The sequence below is a fragment of the Microbacterium jepli genome, assembly GCF_047237905.1.
GTDB lineage: Bacteria > Actinomycetota > Actinomycetes > Actinomycetales > Microbacteriaceae > Microbacterium.
Map to the genome: position 1 here is coordinate 503,679 of NZ_JBDFLW010000003.1, position 18,706 is coordinate 522,384.

Sequence of the window (18,706 nt, forward strand, 5' to 3'; positions counted from 1 at the left end):
GGGAGCAGCCGCGGTCAACACGATGGCGCTGAATGCGCCTTAGATGTCGCGGCGTAGTCCACCTCCGATCTCGGCTTCGCAGGAAGCCTTCAGCGCTCGGTATGATCGTCGCTCGTGCGGTTCTGAACCCGCACCTGGGAGCCGTCGCGAATGGGTGAATTGCAACTGTCGGCACCGGAGGAACGGCCCTCCGTTGTCGTCCTACAGTCCGTGAGCGCCCCGTCGCGCGGCATCGACTTCATCTCGGAACTAGAGCGCCACGCGACTGTCGAGACCTGCTTCCGTTACTTCTCCTGGCCGCGAGCGCTCCTTGCCGAGTACGACGTACTTCATATGCACTGGCCGGAATATTGGATCCGCAATACGAACGTCTGGAAGCGTTCGGCCCAGTACGTCCTGTTCCCTCTGCTTCTCGTGAGGCTGCGCCTCCGAAGAGCGGCTGTCGTACGGACGATGCACAATGTGGCCCCTCACGAGGGTGGCTCGCGCCTCGAGTCTCTCTATCTTCGGTGGTTGGACCAGATAACAACGCTGCGGATAAAATTGATTCCGTCCACGGTCGCCCCCGAGGGTGCAACTTTCGCGACTATCCCCCACGGCGACTTTCGAGCATTTGCAGAACTGGTCGCACCGGACACGACCCGTGTCGACGGTCGTGTCCTGTTTTTCGGCCACATACGCGCCTACAAGGCTGTACCTCAGCTGCTCGAGGCGTTCTCGGCGATCTCGGACCCGACTCTGTCACTGCATGTGGCCGGCGGGGTCAAGGATGCCGAACTGCGCGCACAGATCGAATCGCTCGCATCGTCGGATCGACGCATCGCCACGACGCTCGCCTTCGTCGAGGATGAGGATCTCGCACGAGAGGTCGCGGAGTCGACACTCGTCGCGCTGCCGTACTCGGAAATGAACAATTCCGGTGCTGTCTTCGTTGCGCTGTCCCTGAGACGCCCCGTTCTCGTGCCTCGATCCGAGGCAACGGACGAGCTCGCCAGAGAGGTGGGGGAGGAATGGGTCATCCGGTTCGACGGTTCGTTGAACAGGGAGGTCCTGGCGCGTGCGACGTCTGCGGCGCGGGATCTTCTCTTATCGCCATCAAACGCACCGCGTCTGCACGAGCGCGACTGGGCGCGCCTCGACGAGCTTCACTATCGGGCATATGTCGCCGCCATGGCGCTGGTCCGTCCCTCTCGGAAGGAATCCAGTTGAGCGGCCTCATCTTCACCATCGCCCAGAACGGGTACGACACAGCGTTCCTGCAGTGCATCGCTTCTCAGCGAGCGTACGCGCGCCGTATCGGCGTCGAATTCGTCGCTGTCACCAAGCCTTCTCGTGTGGAGGACACGGCGCTCAGCGCATGGCTGAAGTTGCCTTTGGCTCAAGCTGGGCTTGAGTCTGGATACGACTGGGTGATGTACATCGACGCGGATTGCCAGGTGAGTGGGCTCGCTCCGGACTTCAGGGACGATCGGGACCCGAGCGGCAGCGTCTTCATGGCGGACGGGCGAAGCGGCCGGGTCAATTCCGGTGTCATCATGTGTCGGAATACACAGGCCGCCCGCGCTTTCCTCAGCCTCGTCATCGATAGCGCGACGAGCGTAGTTCCTCCGGAGGACCGGCTGCATCTCAAATATGAGAATGGGAACGTGATCTACATAGATCGCATCCATGGAGGCGTGTCTCCTCTCCCGCAGGAATGGAACAACGCATCCGACCCGGGGCTCAAGGATTACGTCCGTCACTACACGGGAGATATGCGACCGTTGCTGAAGCGCACCCTGTGGCGGGAACTGCAGTATCGGGTACTCAAGCGGTTCCGCTCACGCCAGCTGTCGAAGTTCCAGAGTCAACCCGAAAGTAGAGGCGAGGAATTCGTGACCGCGTTGATGCGGCTCCGCGACGAGGTGCTCGAAGCGCATCCCGAGATCACGCTAGCTGTGAGCCACAGGCGCTGACGATGGGCCGCATGCTGCCGACCTGGGGTTTCTTTTCGATTGCGGCCGTGGCGACGGTGGCCGTCACCTGGCTGACCCTGGTGATCTCGAATCAGCCGGGTTTGAGCGCTTTCACCCTGGTCCCGCTTGCCGCGGCAGCGTGCATCGCACTCCTCCTTGTGCCCACCGACGCGCTACTGGCGATCGCCCTGGTCGTCTATCTGTTCATTCCCCGGACAGTACTGTCCCTCAACGAACTGCTGAGCACAGTCACTCCATCGCTCGTGGTGGTGGTGGTTTGGGCGATCCGAACGGTGACCGGAAAAGATCGATCTCGCCTGGCCGCCGTCGGAGGGGGCACTCAGAGCCTCGTTGCCCTGTCAGTGCTGTGGCTTGTCGTGAGTTTGGTGACTCACCGCGCACAGGAGAGCATGATCGCCTGGTCGTTGGACTTCTGCATCCTTCTGCTTCTTCTCATCGTCGTCCCCGCGAGCCCGAAGGCTCGGTCGAATCTGGAGAAGGCGTTTCTCTGGTCCTCGGTCGTCATGGTGGTGCTCTGCGCCGTCGAGTTCGCGGCGGGAGCGAACATCCTCCTCGATCCGCTCTATAGAGCGCTGGGTCTCCCGGAGGTGCAGCACTGGTCCGTGTATCGCGCGACCGGCACGCTCGGACATCCGCTTTACGCCGGCCTCTTCTTCTCCATGGCATTCGGTCTGGCGCTCGGCAAACGATTCGAGGTGGGAGACAACAGGTATCTCTGGTTCGCGGCGGCGAACATACTCGGGGTACTTCTCACGGTGTCGCGCAACAGCCTCGGCGCCATTGCGGTGGCTGTCGCTGTCATCGTCATTCCGAGCGTCTTTTCGCGATCGACGGCCTTGCGCAGCGGCAGCAAGGTGTTGATCGCCGCTGCGGTCGCCGTCGCTGCGCTCGCCGTGACGCAGGCCCCGGTGTTCCAAGATCGCCTGACTTCCGACGAGGCACAAGGGTCCACAAACGCGCGGGATTACATTCTCGGAGTCGCTCTGCAGGCCGCTGCTGACCATTCTTGGCTGGGCGCCGGACCTTCGACGTCAATCGTCGCGGCGGCTCCCTTCAACCCTCGCGGCGCGATCATGGAGAGTGCTTACCTGCAGACACTGATCAGCTTGGGCGTGCCGGGTCTGATCCTCCTCGGTCTTCTCATCGCCGGCGGTACGATCCGGGCGATTCGGACGCATTCGTACGGGCCGCTCGGACTCCTGGCCGCCTACGCATTTTCGGTCGCATTCTTCAACATCCTCGAATCGAGCAGACCGTCGCTTCTTCTTGGGGGCGTTGCGCTGATGCTCACATGGCAGAGCGCTAAACCGGCTTCGCCATCGATGCTTCCGATTTCCGCGGAACTACAGGGATCGCGGCCCGCCACGTTGATCACATGACGGACGACTCGGAGTTTCGCCGACGGGCGGTTTCCGGCGCGGGGTGGGTTGCTGCCGACAAGTGGAGCAATCGAATCATGGGGCTTCTGGTCCTGGTGGTCCTCGGGCGACTTCTGTCACCGCAGGACTTTGGTCTCGTGGCAGTGGCGACCGCATTCATGGCCTTCGCCGCCGTTTTCGTGGAGCAGGGACTGGGGCGATCGCTGGTGCAGAAGGACGACTTGTCGTCCATCTACCCCAACACCACGCTGTGGGCCTCCCTCGCGACTTCCGGAGTCGTCGCGGCGGTGATCATCGCTCTGGCACCACTGATCGCCTCGGTTTACGGCGCTGGGGACGAGTTGACCCCCGTGATCCAATGGCTCGCCGTGGGGTTGGTCATCAACGCATTGTCGTCGACGCCGGCAGCGCTCTTGGAGCGAGAATTCAAGTTCAAGTCTTTGGCGATACGCCGCTTTGCCGGGACGATGGCGGGTGGTGTCGCCGCCGTCGTCGCAGCTCTCCTCGGCCTCGGCGTGTGGAGCCTTGTCATCCAGTCTTTGACAACGGGCATCGTGGGGCTCGCAACTCTGTGGACGGCGAGCACATGGCGTCCGGAATTCGAGTTCAGCTTCTCGAAGCTGAAAGAACTGTGGGGCACCGGCACGAGCATCATCGGCATGGAACTGATCGGCCTGCTGAATTCGCAGGCGGATCGCTTGCTCATCGGAGCCTTCTTGGGCCCGACCACGCTCGGCTATTACTTCATGGCCATCCGCATCGTCTCGATCATCGTCGAACTCTTCTCGTCCGTGTTCTCGGGAATATCGCTGACGACTTTCTCCCGCCTACAGAACGACCGACCGCGACTCCTGGCGTGGTTCTACAAATTGACGAGCATGAGCAGTACCACGGCGATTCCGATCTTCGCTGTGGCCGGTACCACCGCCCCTGTGGTTCTGCCGTTCGTCTTCGGGGCCCAGTGGGCGCCGAGCGTCATCTTGATGCAGATCCTCTGCTTCCTTGGAGCTCTCAATGCGGTGGCGTACTTCGACCGATCCGTGTTGATCGCGGTCGGCAAGGCGCGGGCGGCACTCCTCCTCACGCTGGGTCAAGCCATCCTTGGACTCGTGTTGGTCGTGATCGCGCTGCCGTGGGGAGTCGTCTTCGTCGCGATCGCGGTCACATTGCGGCAGTATGCCTACTGGCCGATGAGGCTCGCCATCTTGAAGCGCAACGTCGGAGTCGAGCCGTGGAGATACTTCCTCCAATGGCTGCGCCCATTCGGTCTGTCCGTCCTCGCGGTGGGGCTGTCTTTGCTCATGGCGCTTTATCTGCCGCAGTTGAGTCAAAATGCGCCGATTGTCTTCGTGGCGGCGAATGTGTTGATCGTCGCGATAATCTTCCTCGCGGGCATTTGGGTGCTGAATCGCAGCTTCTTCAGTGACCTCATGAAGATCGTTCGACGAAAGATGTAAGGCGCATCGTGCGATCGGCGACCGGACCGCGGAGGTTCTCCATGAACAGAAGACGACCCGTCCGCGGGAACGCGATCGCAATGGCATTCGCCGTAGCGCTCTCCGTGTTTTATTGCTCCGTCCTGCAGTCGGGGGATCCGGCTGAGGCGAGGTGGGATGTGGCGACGAAAGGCGCGTCAGGCTCGTGGAATCGCGTGGTTGCCGCCGCGACCGTGTCCTCCGGCACATACGAGGAGTCCTCCTCTGCCATCGCCAAGGTCGGCGACTGGGTGACGGCGAAGCACTCCTCCGATTCCGCCGGCGCCAGCGCCAACGCCAAAGCCAGAGGTAATTACGCAGAGTTGTCGTTCAGTGGTGACTCGGTGGAATGGATCGGACGATCAGGTCCATCGCTGGGTATCGCGGAAGTGTTCGTCGACGGCGTGATGATGAAGCAGGTCGACCTCTACTCAAGTCAGCAGACCTTTCAGACGGTGCTGTTCCGCGCTGGAGGCCTCGGTGCGGGTGCGCACGTGATCCGCATCGTTCGCACGGGCACCCACTCCGCAGGCTCGACGGGCAACGACATCTCGCTCGATGCGTTCCGAGTCGTGGACAACGCCGCGCCGGCGGCGCCGCGGAATGTGTCGGTGACTCCTGCGCGAGACAGCCTCCTCGTGAAGTGGGACTCGTCTTCGGAGCCGGACGTCGTCGGGTACCGTCTCTATCGAGCACTCGAGGACGGCCCATTCTCGCTCGTCAGCGGCACAGATTCGCTGGTGGCGACAAGCTTTCTGGATATCGGCCTCACATATGGGGCGCGATATCGATATGCGGTCACCGCCATCGATTCCAGCGGCAATCAGTCGTCGCGCGGCAAGCTGCCCTCGGCGGTCCAACCGCCTCCCGTCACACCCCCGTTCCGGGCCTCCAGCTGCCCCACAACCGGAACAAAGGTATCGACTCTCGAGCAGCTGCGCACCGCCGTCGCCGGCGCACGACCAGGCACGGTCATCCTGCTGGCTCCTGGAACGTATCGAGGCGGGATCACGGTCACATCAAGCGGCACCACCGACAATCCGATCTGGATCTGCGGTCCTCGAACTGCCGTGCTCGACAATCAAAATGTCCAATCCAAGAACGGAGTGCATCTGGATGGCGCAGACAACGTTCACATCGCCGGCATCTCCATCCAGAACTTCCGGAAGGGCGTCGTGATCTCCGGATCTAACGGGTCGTCAGTCGCTGACGTCTCGATCGCGTCGATCGGTGAGGAAGCGATCAAAATTCGCTACTCGTCGACCGACACGGCTGTCCTTTACAACGTCATTCGCCAAACCGGACTGGCGATCCCCATGTACGGAGAGGGCATCTACCTCGGCACCTCCCCGAAAGACTGGTGCGCTGTTAACAACTGCGAGCCCGACCGCAGTGACCGGGCCATCGTCGTCGGAAACGACATCGCCCGCACCACCGCTGACCCCATCGAAGCCAAGCCGGGGACGTCGGGCGGCGTGATCCGTGGCAATACAATCGATGCGGACGGAGTATCCGAAGTCACGACGATCATCGCGGTCAAGGGAAACGACTACATCGTCGTCGACAACGTCGCTCGAAACGGTGTGGGTCCGTCGGGGTTCTACGCGAGCGAGACCGAAGTCGCGGGTTGGGGCCAGAACAACATCTTCGCGCGGAACACCGTGGCTCTCCGCAGCGCAGGCGTAGCGATCTATGTGAAGACAGGTGCCAACAATGTGGTCGATTGCTCGAACACCCCTGCGGGTCAGGGCGTGGAGCGGTCGAATGTTGTCTGTCAGAAGTAGCCAACGCGGTGCGCCTGATGCGTCTGCGGGAACACTGCTGCCGTCATGGGCTGCGGAATGGGTGGGGCGAATCGGCGGGCGATCGGCCTCCCGGAGGAGGCGCCATGTCTTGCGCCGCTTGATCGCGGTTGCTCTGGTGGCGGCGGTTGCTGCAGGCCTCGCTGCCTGTGTACCCGAAAAGACGCCACTCGAGAGCTACCTGGCCGGTAAGAATTATCTGAGGGGGGTCAACCTCTACACACTCGTCTTGCAACGAGACGCGGCGCCTGGAACGACAACCGCGGATCCGCAGGCGTCCTATGACTATCTCGCCGCTCGGGGCATGTCGGTCGTTCGACTGGGAGTTCCGTGGCAGCAGCTTCAACCCATCGCGCCAGGGCAATCCGCAACCGATGCTCTGAGCAAGCCCGTCTCGGTTGATTATCTCGATCTCCTGGAATCGCAGGTCGACATGGCGGACAAGGCTGGCATGCGCGTCATCCTCGATCTGCACAACGGCTGCACCTACCCCTGGGGCCCGGGGGCCTACGTGTCGGGTTCCGTCGTCTGCGGGGACGGCATCAGCCCTTCCGACGTAAGGAAGATCTGGCTGGCCATATCAGACCGCTTCCGCGATGACGACCGCGTCGCCGCCTACAACCTCTTCAACGAGCCTCGCGCTCGAATAGGGGTGGACGTTTACTTCGACTATGTGCAGGTGGTGATAGATGCGCTCCGCAGTGCTGGGGACGATCACGCCATCTGGATCGACTCGGTGCCAGGCGGAGCTCCTGGAGGATTCGCGCGCATTGCCGCGGACGGATCGCCCTTGCACGACCCGGCCGACGCTTTGGTCTATTCGCAGCACTTCTACCGTCAGAATGGTGAAAGCCGTGCTCGTCTACTGGAGAGAGTGAGTGACTTCGGTCTCTGGTGTCAGCGGAATGCCGTCCATTGCTCCATCGGGGAAATCGGCTGGAAGGCCAGCGCTCCTAGCGGCACGGCAGATGTCTTCACAGCCGTGTACGAGCTGGCCGATTCCTTCGAGATGGACGTGATGTATTTCAACGCCAGCTCCGTCCCGAATTCAGGCGATATGGCTGCCTACTTTGCTTCCGCCGGATCCACCGCCATCGACTCCAGTGGTCCGCAGGCGAAGGTCATCGAGCAGTTCCTCGATTGAACCTGCCTGTCAGTTAACAATGACGGCGCAGCATGTCGTCAGCCCCGACTCTGATGGCAGGTTGTCTATTGGCCTCAGGCAGCCGAATTGCCGGGGCGCAGTACGGCTCTACCGGTCTTGAGCACGATGAGCACGTCGCCCGCCAGTGACCAGTTCTCGACGTAGGAGAGGTCCAGGCGCACCGAGTCCTCCCACGAGAGCGTGGAGCGGCCGCCCACCTGCCAGGCGCCGGTGATGCCGGGCTTGGCGAGGAAGCGGCGGTGCACGTGGTCGGCGTACTTCTCGACCTCGCTGGCGAGCGGGGGACGGGGGCCGACGAGCGACATCGAGCCACCGATGACGTTGAACAGCTGGGGCAGCTCGTCGAGGCTGAACTTGCGCATGACGCGGCCGATCGGCGTGACGCGCGGGTCGTTGGTCATCTTGAAGAGGATCTCGTTGCCCGCGTCGCGCTGCTCGGCCAGCAGACCGGGGAGCAGTGCCTCCGCATCCGGGACCATCGTGCGGAACTTGAGCATGGTGAACTCACGTCCCTTGAGACCGACACGCTTCTGGCGGAAGAAGATCGGGCCCTCACTGCTGAGCCGGATGGCGACGGCCAGGAACACGAAGACGGGGCTGAGCACGATCACGCCGAGAAGGCTCGCGGACAGGTCGGTGATGCGCTTGAGGAACAGCTGACCCTTGCTGAACCGGGGCGTCTCCACGTGGATGAGAGGGAGGCCCGCGACCGGGCGCGTGTGCAGGCGCGGTCCGGCGATGTCGACGATGCTCGGTGCGAGCACGAGGTGCTGACGGCCGGCCTCGAGCTGCCACGAGATCTGCTTGACCTTGAACGGGGGGAGCTCATCGGTGCTCGTGACGACCACGGTGTCGGCTCCGACGACGCGCATCGCTGCGCTGATGTCGTTCACGGTGCCCATGACGGGGATGCCGGTGTCGCCGATCGTCGCGCCGACCTGGCCGGTCGGAATGCAGGCGCCGACCACGTGATAGCCGGCACCGGGCGTGCGGGCGAGCTCGTGCGCTATGCGCTCGACCGACTGCTCCGAGCCGATGAGCAGCACCCGCGAGGAGTAGTCGCCGGTGCGCCGGCGACGCAGGAGCCAGTGGCGCCAGAGCGACCGCTCCGCCATGAGGAGCAGGATGCCGGTGGGCAGTGAGATCAGCAGGTAGCCGCGGGCGACATCGAACTGCAGCAGGAAGCTGGCGATGATGACGACGCTGAAGACGACGAAGCTCGAGTTCGCGACGCGGACGTACTCCATCGACCCGGTGCCGACGACGCGGGGACTGCGGGTGTCGGCCATCGACAGGCCCGCCATCCACAGGACGACGAGGAGCGCGGAGAACATCCAGTAGGAGACGTCGGTGAGTCGCGAGTCTGCGGCCATGGCGACCTTCGCGGCGCCCACGCCGAGCCACAGCACCTGCGTGCCGTAGACGACGAGCACCAGCACGAGGAGATCGCTGAAGAGCAGCCGGCGCGCGTACCCCGCGGTCCAGCCGCGGAATCCCGATCGGGGAGTCCGGTCGAACTGCGCGACGGCGGGTGTGGACTGGGGGTCTTCCGCGGGCGGAGCGCTCGAGGCGCGTGGGCGTGTCGGCAGAAGACCGGCCGGACGCGTCACGCGCTCCGGTGTGTGCCGTTCCGGGCCCGCTTCGCGTTCGCCCGGGATCTGCACGTCGAGTTCGACTTTCACGTGGCCCCTTTTCCGGCGATGTCACGCCAGGCCCGCAGTGCGAGGTTCACCACGCACCTGCGAGGTCGGCTGTGAACTCCCTTGGATCGTGACGCTACCCGCCGATACAGCACCGTATTGAGCGGGGAGGTTACGTTGGCGTTAATTGATCTCGGGGTCGTCGCACGGTGGATCTCGGGCCTCATCGGGTGGTGGATCACGCGCGTGAGGAGCGGTCGGCGTCGCTCACCGGCGCGCATGGCGCGTGAGGGTGTGGACATGTCGTTCCGGGGATGAATTCGTCAGCGTCCCGCGGGCATCAGAGCCACGGCACGGCGCAGTAGACCCACGACCGCCTCCGTGGCGGGCACCAGCTGGGCTCCCGAGAGCTCGTACACCTCGGTGCTCTGCCGGTAGGGGTCGATCACGTCGAGATCGGTCGGAGCCTCGGGCGGGGGCACGATGCCGCGGAAGGACGACGCGAGGGAGACGACCGACCGCAGGGCCGCATCCACGGACAGCGCCCCGTCGACCTCGTCGCGAAGCTCTTCGTCGGTGATCTCGGCGGCGATGCGCGCGAGCTCCCGGACCGTGAAGGCCTTACGCGTGGCCGCCGGGGTGAGCTCCACGATCGATCGGCGGTGATCGCGGGCCATCGCCAGCACCAGATCCGCCTCGGTCAGGTCGGCGGCCTGCAGCTGACGGGCGCGGTGGGCCGCGGCATCCGTCACCCCCGCGCGCTGCGCGACGGCCTGAGCCTCGTCGGGCATGCCGGCGCCGACGAGCGCGCCGGTGCCGGCGCTGCGCACGGACACGTCGAGGAAGGAGCTGAGCTCGCGACGCAGCAGCTGCTCAGCCAGCGGCGATCGGCAGATGTTGCCGGTGCACACCGTCAGGATCTGGAACGTCACCTCACACGCCTCGCGAGCTCTTGACGGGCTCGACCGGGGTGCTCGAGGAGTCCGCGGAACCTGCCGGCGCGAAGAGTTCGGATGCCCCGACCTCCGCATCGGTCGCAGGCCCCGAGGTCGCCTGGTCCTCTCGTTCCCGACGCAGCTGGGCGCGCGTGGTGCCCTTGGAGCGGATGTCGTTGTTCGCGCTGTAGGTGTAGCTGCCGTAGCCGTAGCTGTCGGGTCCCTTGGAAGGGAGCATCGTGACGATGACGCCGAGCAGGTTGCTGCCGATGCCGTTCAGGGTCTTGACGGCGGCCTCCAGCTGCGGGCGCTTTGTGCTGCCCGAGGCGGCGATGAGGATCACGCCGCTGGTGTACTTCGACACCACGGCGGCGTCGGTCACGAGCAGGAGCGGGGGAGCGTCCACCAGCACGTAGTCGAACGCCTCGGTCAGCTCCGCGAGCGTGCGCTGCATGGCGTGGCTGCCGAGCAGCTCGGCGGGGTTGGGAGGTACGCGGCCCGAGGGCAGGACGAAGAGCTTGCCCCGGCCCCAGCGCTGCAGGACGTCGACGAGCTCGGCGTTGCCGATCAGCACGTCGGTGAGACCGGATCCGCCCTCGACGCCCATGTAGTCGGCGACGCGGGGGAGGCGCAGATCGCCGTCGACCAGCGCCACGCGGGCGCCCGTCTCGGCCAGCGCGATGGCGAGGTTCGCGGTGGTGGTCGACTTGCCCTCACCCGGTCCGGCGCTGGTGATGACGAACGACCGCGAGCCGGCGCCGGCGTCCACTCCGACGAACTGGAGGTTCGTGCGCAGCGTGCGGAACGACTCCGCCCGCGGATTCATCGGGTCGGCGTGGACGATCAGCGGGCGCTTCTTGGCGTCCGCGTCGAAGGCGATCCCGCCCAGGAGAGGCTTGTCGGTGACCACCTCGATGTCGTGGATCGAGTGGATGCGCGTGTCGAGCACGGTGCGCAGCACCGCGAACGCCATGCCGAGCGCGAGGCCGAGCAGCGCGCCGAGGGCGACGCTGAGCGGGAAGTTCGGGCTCGACGTCGAGGTCGGCACGAGCGCCGGCTCGATGGTCTCGATGCGGACGAGGCTGGCGGCGTCGCCCTCGGGCTTCTCGAGCCGGTTCACGACGACGTCGGCGAAGTTCTTGCCGACGGAATTGGCGATGGCGGCCGCCTGCTCCGGATTCGGATCGGTGACCGTCGCGGAGATGATGACGGTGTTCGCGGGAACGGATGCCGACACCTGACGCGCGAGCTGCGCCGAGGTGGTGTCGAGGTCGAGCTCGTCGATGACGCGGTCGAGGACGGCGGCGCTGTCGACGACGTCGACGAAGCTCGTCACCGCTTGGCGGGCGTAGTTCGTGCCCTGCGCGAGCTCGCCGACCACGGCGCTGTCGCTCGCACGGACCGACACGTAGAGCTGTGTCGTGGCCTGGTACTCCGGCGTCTTGAGCAGTGCCCAGCCGAAGCCAGCCGCCGCCCCGAGGACGGTCAGGGCCACGATGAAGATCCAGTTGCGGTGAAGGATTCTGACGTAATCGCGCAGTTCCAAGAAGCTGTTCCCCTCGAGCGGCGCCTGGTGCGCGACCACCCGAAGGCCGCGTATCCGGAGCGCACGGTGCTCGTTGCCCGAATTCTATAGTTGTCGTCGAGCGGGCGTTCAACCCGCCGCCGCCCGCCGAGATCCGCCCGACCGATTGGCTTGACGTGACCTCCCTCTCCGAGCTGTTCGCTGACGACCCCGCAGCAGCCGCACCCGTCGACGGCACGCGAAGCGACCAGATCGCCCGCCTGCGCGACGTCGTGGGAGGTCCGGCGAGCTCGGCGGAGGTGCCCCGGCCGACGTCGAAGACCTCGTCCGCCGGAGCCTCCGCGCTCGCCGCGGTGGTCGGCGAGCGGGCTCCCGCGCTGCAGCCCGCCAGAGCGGCCGGATCGTCGGACGCGCCCGCGGCGGATTCCGCCTCGAGCCGCTTCGGTGAGATGCGCCAGATGGTCGGCCTCGACCGCATCGGGGCCGTCACGGCCATCGTGTCCGTCCTCGCGGTGGTCGGCGTCGTCTCCGGGGCGACCGCGCTGCAGGCCACGTCGGGAGACGTGCGCGAGGCCCAGCAGAGCCTGCGCGCCGAGGAGGCAGACCTCCGCAACCACGTCTCCGCCCTGGAGACCGCGCAGACGCGGTTCGAAGATGCGGTGCAGGATGCTGCGGCCTTGGCCGAAGAGGCCGACACCACGCTCACCGCGCTCACCGGGAAGAGCGACGAGACGGCCCGCGTGACGGCGACCGGCGCTCTCGGCCAGCTGCGGTCGAGCGTCTCCGCGCAGAAGGCGGCGTCCACGCCTCAGTACGTCTCGGCGTCGCTGCCCTCCGGCGAGCTCACGGAGGTCGCCACGGCGCTGGACCGGGTGCGCGCCACCGCCGGTCAGGTCGAGGTCGCGATCGACGACACGCGTTCGGCCCGCGCCGCCGTCGAGCAGTCGCGCGCGGTCTTCATCGACGCGCTGTCCGGTTTCGGTGGGACCCTGCCGACGACGGCCGCCACGATCGTCGCCGAGAACACCGCCGCCGAGGCCGCCTACCGCGACGGCGTGACCGCCGCGCTGGTGGCCGTCGCCGCCGAGCAGCAGGCCGGCGGGTCGGGACTGGCCGCGATGATGACGTACGCGAGCGCCGTCGACAGCCTGCGTGCGGACAACGACCGGGCGATCGCCGAGATCGAGGCGCGCGACGACGGTCGATCGGACGACGGCGGGATCTTCGTCCCCTACACACCGCCGTCCTCCGGTGGGGGATCGCCTGCCCAGCCGACGACTCCGCCCGCCACGGACCCGCCGGCCGACCCGGGCACCGGGGGAGGGGCGCCGACCGAGCCTCCCGTCGACCCGCCCGTCGAGCCCGAGCCGACGCCCACGGACCCGCAGCCAGAGCCCACCCAGCCCGAGGCGCCGGTCGGCGGCTGACGCATCCCTCCAGGATTTGGGCGCGGCATCCTGATGCCGTAGTCTTGACCTTTGGTGTCCGGCTCTGCTGACCCGGCCCGCGAACGTGAGCCCTCCACTGGCGTGTTCCGCCGTGCTTCTGCACGGAGAACCACCCCGGAGCGGGATTCACGAACCTCTCCGTTCGATTCAAGAAAGCAGCACTACTGTGACGCGCACTTTCACCCCCAAGGCTGGCGAAGTCCAGCGCGAGTGGCTCATCATCGACGCGACCGACGTCGTCCTGGGCCGTCTCGCCACCCACGCCGCGGCGCTCCTGCGCGGCAAGCACAAGGCGACCTTCGCCAACCACATCGACTCGGGCGACTTCGTCGTGATCATCAACGCCGACAAGGTGGTGCTGACCGGTCAGAAGGCCGAGAAGAAGAAGGCGTACCGCCACTCCGGCTACCCGGGTGGTCTGAAGTCGGTCACGTACACCGAGCTGCTCGAGAAGAACCCCGAGCGCGCCGTGGAGAAGGCCGTCCGCGGCATGCTCCCGAAGAACAGCCTGGGTGCCGCCCAGCTGCGCAAGCTCAAGGTGTACCGGGGTGCCGAGCACCCCCACGCGGCCCAGGTGCCGTCGACGTACATCATCGACCAGGTCGCCCAGTAAGCGCCGCTCAGACATCTAAGGACACACTCGTGGCGAACATCTCCGACTCCATCGACAGCGCCGGCACCGCCGACGCGCTCCAGAACTACTCGACCGAGACTCCGGCCGACGAGACCGCCGAGGCCACCGCGCCCCGCCCGGTGCTCAGCGTCCCCGGTGCCGCGGTGGGCCGTCGCAAGCAGGCCATCGCCCGCGTGCGCCTCGTCCCCGGCTCCGGCACCATCACCGTCAACGGTCGCGAGTTCGAGGACTACTTCCCGAACAAGCTGCACCAGCAGCTGATCACCGACCCGTTCACGGTGCTCAACCTGACCGGCTCGTACGACGTCATCGTCCGCATCTCCGGCGGCGGCCCCTCGGGCCAGGCCGGTGCCCTGCGCCTCGGCATCGCCCGCGCGCTGAACGAGATCGACGCCGAGAACAACCGTCCGACCCTGAAGAAGGCCGGCTTCCTGTCGCGTGACGCCCGCGTCATCGAGCGCAAGAAGGCGGGTCTCAAGAAGGCCCGCAAGGCTCCTCAGTACTCGAAGCGCTGATCGGCACCGCTCCGATGCCGCTTTTCGGCACGGACGGGGTGCGGGGGCTGGCCAACGGCCCCCTCACCGCCGACCTCGCTCTCTCCCTGGCCCAGGCGACCGCCGTCGTCCTGGGCCAGGGCCGTACGGCCGACGCGCGTCGCGCCGCAGGCAAGCGCCTCACCGCCGTCGTCGCGCGGGATCCGCGCGTCTCGGGTGAGTTCCTCGCCGCCGCGGTCGCTGCCGGACTCGCGTCATCCGGCGTCGACGTGCTCGAAGCCGGTGTCCTGCCGACCCCTGCCGCGGCGTTCCTCATCTCCGACATGGACGCCGATTTCGGTGTGATGGTCTCGGCCTCGCACAACCCGGCCCCCGACAACGGCATCAAGATCTTCGCGCGGGGCGGCGTCAAGCTCCCCGACCTCGTCGAGCAGCGCATCGAAGCGGCCATGTCCGGCCCGAAGTTGCAGCCCACCGGCGCGGGTGTCGGTCGCATCCGGCGCTTCTCGGACGCCGAGGACCGCTACGTCATCCACCTGCTCGGCTCCCTGCCGCACCGGCTCGACGGCATCCACGTCGTGCTCGACTGCGCGCACGGCGCGGCCTCCGGGGTGTCGCCCGAGACCTTCCGCGACGCCGGCGCCCGGGTGACCCTGATCGGGGCCGACCCCGACGGCATGAACATCAACGACGGCGTGGGCTCCACCCATCTCGACCAGCTCGCCAGCAAGGTGCGGGAGGTCGGCGCCGACCTCGGCATCGCGCACGACGGCGATGCCGACCGCTGCCTGGCCGTCGACGCCGACGGCACGGTCGTCGACGGCGACCAGATCATGGCCATCCTCGCGGTGGCGATGAAGGAGCGCGGCCACCTCGTCAAGGACACGCTCGTCGCCACGGTGATGAGCAACCTCGGCCTGCACAAGGCGATGGCCGAGCACGGCATCACGGTCGAGCAGACGTCGGTCGGCGACCGCTACGTGCTGGAGCGCATGGACCAGGGCGGCTTCTCCCTCGGCGGCGAGCAGTCCGGCCACGTCATCATGAGCGAGTACGCGACAACCGGTGACGGGCTGCTGACCGGACTCCACCTCGTCGCCGAGATGGCCCGCCAGCGCAAGACGCTCGCCGAGCTCGCGTCGATCATGACGGTGTTCCCGCAGGTGCTGATCAACGTCAAGGGCGTGGACCGCACGCGCGCCACCACCGATGAGGGCGTCGCGGAGGCCGTCGCGGAGGCGACGGCCGAGCTCGGCGCCTCCGGACGCGTGCTCCTGCGCCCGTCGGGCACGGAGCAGCTCGTGCGCGTCATGGTCGAGGCCGCCGACGAGCACACGGCCCATCGCCTCGGCGAGCAGCTCGCCGACGTCGTCCGCGAGCGTCTCGCGCTCTAGCGGTTCCCCCTCAGGCGCCGCACGGTGGCGCTTCTTTGGCATGCCACCCACCGACGCCACCTTCCCGCCCCCGCGCGGATCGTAACGCGACAAGACTCGCGCGTTCCGCGACGGGCGGCGCGGACCCTGAACGGCGCTCGCCCTACAGTCAGGATCTGAGGTCGACGAAGGGGGAAATCGGCCGTGGAACTGAGGACGTATCTGCGCATCCTGCGCGCGCACTGGCTCGGACTGATCCTGCTGGTGGCCGTCGGCGTCGTGAGCGCCTTCGGCTGGACGCTGCTCCAGCCGAAGGTCTACAGCGCCGACGCGAGCGGGATCGTCGCGCCCGTGCGCTCGGAGCTGTCGGGCAACGACGCCGGCTCCGCGCTGGTGGCCGAGAACCTGGCGAAGTCGAAGGTCGGCTCCTATCTCGACCTCGGCTCGTGGCGGGCCGTCGCCGAGCACGCCATCGACGAGCTGGGCCTCACCGCCAGCCCGGAGTCGCTGGTCAATCGCGTGCAGGTGAGCAACCCGACCGACACCGTGAACATCAAGGTCGTGGCATCCGCATCATCACCGGAGGGCGCCCGCGATCTCGCGCAGGCCTGGATCCGCGCGATGGCCACCGAGGTCGAGAACCTCGAGACGAGCGGCGGCGCGAGCCTCGCGACGGTGCAGCTGGTTCCCGGGGACTCCGCCCGCCTGCCATCATCGCCGAGCTCGCCGAACGTGCGGATCGCCCTGGCGCTCGGTGCCCTGGCCGGTCTCGTGCTCGGCATCGCCTACGCGGTGCTCCGCTACACCCTCGACCGTCGCATCCGCTCCGCCGACGCAGTGGAGAAGGAGACGGGACTCTCCGTCGTCGGCACCATCCCCGACGAGAAGTCCTTCACCGCCGACAACCGCCTGCTGCCCGTCGACGGCATCTCGAGCGGATCGCACGCCGACCTGTTCGGCGTCTCGGAGGCGATGCGCGAGCTGCGCACCAACCTCCAGTTCATGGACGTCGACAACCCGCCGCGGGTCATCGTCGTCACGAGCCCGCTCCCCGGCGACGGCAAGTCGACCACGAGCGCGAACCTGGCCATCACGCTCGCCGCCAACGGTTCGAAGGTCGTGCTGATCGACGGCGACCTCCGCCGCCCGATGGTCGCGACGATCTTCCGCCTCGTCGACGGCGTGGGCGTCACCGACGTGCTGGCCGGACGGGCGACCGTCGAGGACGTCGCCCAGCGCGTGGGCCGAAAGGGCAACCTGCTGGTGCTCGGCGCCGGCAAGCTGCCGCCGAACCCCAGCGAGGTGCTCGGCTCCGAGCGCATGAAGAACCTGCTGCGGACGCTCGCGAAGGACTACACGGTCATCGTGGACGCGCCGCCGCTGATCCCGGTGACGGATGCCGCGGTGCTCAGTCACAGCGCGGACGGCGCCATCATCATTACGAGCGTGGGCAAGACGACGTTCGAGGCCCTCACCAAGGCGCTGCAGAACCTCGAGCGCGCCGGCTCGCGGGCGCTGGGCGTCGTGCTCAACCGCGTGCCGCGCAAGGGCCGCGGCGGCTACCACGACTACCGCTACGCCGGGGACTACTACCGCTCCAAGGGCGGCGAGGACGGGTTCGACATCGACCTCACCGAGGACACCGCGGGGACCATGGTCTCCGCCGGCGCGCCGGGCGCAGCATCCACCCCTTCTTCGTCGTCCGCGACGCGGCCCGCATCAGGACCGACGGGCTCGCCCGCGACCGGCAGCGCCAGCCCGACGGTCGTCTCGACCGGCACCGCCAGCCCGACGGTCGTCTCGACCGACCCCACGCGCCGCTCGCGCAGAAGCAAGAGGTGACGTGATGCTGCGCGAAGAGGGAACAGTGCTCACCGGCCGCCGGGTCGCGCGCTCGGCGACGGTCGCCGTGTTCGGCACCGCCCGGATCCGTCACAGCTTCGTGCCCGAGGGGGAGGCGCCGCTCCGGCTGGACGCCGGGCCCGAGGCCGTCGGGCTGCACGCGGTGCGCACCGGAGCGGTCATCGCCGAGACGGCCGTCGGCCCGCGGCGGTTCCTGGCGGGCGACGCCTTCGCCGCCGCCGACCGCACGCCGCCGCTCGCGCTCCGCGGCGACGTCGAGGTGCTGTCGCTCCTCGTGCCCCGCGACGCCTTCGCCGGTGTGGAGACGCCGCGCGGCGGAGAGGTGCGGGTGATCACGAAGGACAACCCGCTGCTCGCGCCCACGATGGACTTCATCGGTCGCGCGGGTCGTGCGCAGAGCGATGAGATCTCGGGGTTCACGGCCTACTACTTCGAGCGGCTGCTGCAGGAGATGATGATCGGCCTGCTCGTCAGCGCGTCGGCCTCCACGCCCGTGCCGCAGGGTCCGGGCACGTTCCTGCAGGCCGTGGCGGCGATCACCGCCCAGCGCGCCGATCCGGCCCTCTCGCCGCGGAGCGTCGCCCGCCACCTCAACCTCTCGCTGCGCCAGCTGCAGCGCGCCTTCCAGGCGAGGTCCACGACTGTGGAGCGCGAGATCCGCCGCGCGCGTGTGCAGCACGCGGTCGCCCTGCTCCGCGACCGCTCCTACGACTCGCTGAGCGTGGAGCAGATCGGGCAGTACTCCGGGTTCGCCGGCGGCTCGAGCCTCGCGAGGGCGATGGCGGCCGAAGGGTTCGAGTCGCCCGCCCGCGTGCGTCGCACCTCCCGCGCCCACTGACACCCGGTCCGAGGCCGCGACTCCTGCGCCATCGAGCGCCAGGTGTGGTGCTTCACGGCGCCGTCCGGCGACACGATTCCCCGCGCCGCCCTCCGCCGGCCGGAGCGCGCCATGATGGAGACGGCAGATCGCACCCGAACGGCGATCGTCCATCGTGGC

General features: G+C 67.1%; 15 protein-coding genes. 12 read left to right on the forward strand and 3 right to left on the reverse strand.

The window, feature by feature from the left end:
- Nucleotides 1-210: 210 nt before the first annotated feature.
- From ABC304_RS03025 to ABC304_RS03050, 6 genes are all read left to right on the forward strand, one after another.
- Nucleotides 211-1,209: a glycosyltransferase gene (locus ABC304_RS03025; protein WP_412928862.1), complete on the forward strand. Its 999-nt coding sequence runs from the start codon at nt 211-213 to the stop codon at nt 1,207-1,209.
- Nucleotides 1,206-1,955, forward strand: coding sequence for a hypothetical protein (locus tag ABC304_RS03030; RefSeq protein WP_412928864.1), 750 nt, complete (start codon nt 1,206-1,208; stop codon nt 1,953-1,955). The genes ABC304_RS03025 and ABC304_RS03030 overlap by 4 nt, the downstream gene beginning before the upstream one ends.
- Nucleotides 1,956-1,957: 2 nt before the next feature.
- A complete protein-coding gene (locus tag ABC304_RS03035) occupies nt 1,958-3,355 on the forward strand; it encodes an O-antigen ligase family protein (RefSeq protein WP_412928865.1) in 1,398 nt (465 codons plus the stop codon).
- The gene (locus ABC304_RS03040) at nt 3,352-4,812 is read left to right on the forward strand and encodes a lipopolysaccharide biosynthesis protein (RefSeq protein ID WP_412928866.1); all 1,461 of its coding nucleotides are present in this window, start codon (nt 3,352-3,354) and stop codon (nt 4,810-4,812) included. Before ABC304_RS03035 ends, ABC304_RS03040 begins: the two co-directional genes overlap by 4 nt.
- Before the next feature lie 80 nt (nt 4,813-4,892).
- Nucleotides 4,893-6,614: a right-handed parallel beta-helix repeat-containing protein gene (locus ABC304_RS03045; RefSeq protein WP_412928868.1), complete on the forward strand. Its 1,722-nt coding sequence runs from the start codon at nt 4,893-4,895 to the stop codon at nt 6,612-6,614.
- Nucleotides 6,615-6,723: 109 nt separating this feature from the next.
- A complete protein-coding gene (locus ABC304_RS03050; RefSeq protein WP_412928869.1) occupies nt 6,724-7,776 on the forward strand; it encodes a glycoside hydrolase family 5 protein in 1,053 nt (350 codons plus the stop codon).
- A 74-nt stretch (nt 7,777-7,850) separates the two neighbouring features.
- On the opposite strand, the gene ABC304_RS03055 is transcribed toward ABC304_RS03050, so the two are convergent.
- The 3 genes from ABC304_RS03055 to ABC304_RS03065 form a co-directional block, all read right to left on the reverse strand.
- Nucleotides 7,851-9,479 carry a sugar transferase gene (locus ABC304_RS03055; RefSeq protein WP_412928870.1) on the reverse strand — a complete coding sequence of 543 codons (1,629 nt, stop codon included), beginning with the start codon at nt 9,477-9,479 and terminating at the stop codon, nt 7,851-7,853.
- Between the two features lie 281 nt (nt 9,480-9,760).
- Nucleotides 9,761-10,369 carry an arsenate reductase/protein-tyrosine-phosphatase family protein gene (locus ABC304_RS03060; RefSeq protein WP_412928872.1) on the reverse strand — a complete coding sequence of 203 codons (609 nt, stop codon included), beginning with the start codon at nt 10,367-10,369 and terminating at the stop codon, nt 9,761-9,763.
- A gap of 1 nt (nt 10,370) precedes the next feature.
- Nucleotides 10,371-11,957 (reverse strand): tyrosine-protein kinase domain-containing protein, encoded by a 1,587-nt coding sequence (locus ABC304_RS03065; RefSeq protein WP_412928873.1) that lies wholly within the window; start codon nt 11,955-11,957, stop codon nt 10,371-10,373.
- A 116-nt stretch (nt 11,958-12,073) separates the two neighbouring features.
- Here ABC304_RS03065 and ABC304_RS03070 point away from each other — a divergent pair, with 116 nt between their 5' ends.
- From ABC304_RS03070 to ABC304_RS03095, 6 genes are all read left to right on the forward strand, one after another.
- Nucleotides 12,074-13,324 (forward strand): hypothetical protein, encoded by a 1,251-nt coding sequence (locus ABC304_RS03070; RefSeq protein WP_412928874.1) that lies wholly within the window; start codon nt 12,074-12,076, stop codon nt 13,322-13,324.
- A 187-nt stretch (nt 13,325-13,511) separates the two neighbouring features.
- Nucleotides 13,512-13,958, forward strand: a complete 447-nt coding sequence (rplM, locus tag ABC304_RS03075; protein WP_412928876.1) for a 50S ribosomal protein L13 — start codon at nt 13,512-13,514, stop codon at nt 13,956-13,958.
- Between the two features lie 29 nt (nt 13,959-13,987).
- Nucleotides 13,988-14,494 (forward strand): 30S ribosomal protein S9, encoded by a 507-nt coding sequence (gene rpsI / locus ABC304_RS03080; RefSeq protein ID WP_412928877.1) that lies wholly within the window; start codon nt 13,988-13,990, stop codon nt 14,492-14,494.
- 14 nt (nt 14,495-14,508) lie between these two features.
- A complete protein-coding gene (gene glmM, locus ABC304_RS03085) occupies nt 14,509-15,867 on the forward strand; it encodes a phosphoglucosamine mutase (protein ID WP_412928878.1) in 1,359 nt (452 codons plus the stop codon).
- Nucleotides 15,868-16,050: 183 nt separating this feature from the next.
- Entirely contained in the window at nt 16,051-17,688 is a 1,638-nt protein-coding gene (locus tag ABC304_RS03090) for a tyrosine-protein kinase domain-containing protein (RefSeq protein ID WP_412928879.1), read from the forward strand.
- 4 nt (nt 17,689-17,692) lie between these two features.
- Nucleotides 17,693-18,547, forward strand: coding sequence for a helix-turn-helix domain-containing protein (locus ABC304_RS03095; protein WP_412928881.1), 855 nt, complete (start codon nt 17,693-17,695; stop codon nt 18,545-18,547).
- The last annotated feature ends 159 nt before the right edge of the window (nt 18,548-18,706 follow it).

Excerpts from the sequence above, each read along its gene's own strand:
- ABC304_RS03035 (WP_412928865.1), top strand. The coding sequence starts at position 1,958 with ATGGGCCGCATGCTGCCGACCTGGGGTTTCTTTTCGATTGCGGCCGTG.
- ABC304_RS03040 (WP_412928866.1), top strand. The coding sequence starts at position 3,352 with ATGACGGACGACTCGGAGTTTCGCCGACGGGCGGTTTCCGGCGCGGGG.
- ABC304_RS03045 (WP_412928868.1), top strand. The coding sequence starts at position 4,893 with ATGGCATTCGCCGTAGCGCTCTCCGTGTTTTATTGCTCCGTCCTGCAG.
- glmM (WP_412928878.1), top strand. The coding sequence starts at position 14,509 with ATGCCGCTTTTCGGCACGGACGGGGTGCGGGGGCTGGCCAACGGCCCC.
- ABC304_RS03095 (WP_412928881.1), top strand. The coding sequence starts at position 17,693 with ATGCTGCGCGAAGAGGGAACAGTGCTCACCGGCCGCCGGGTCGCGCGC.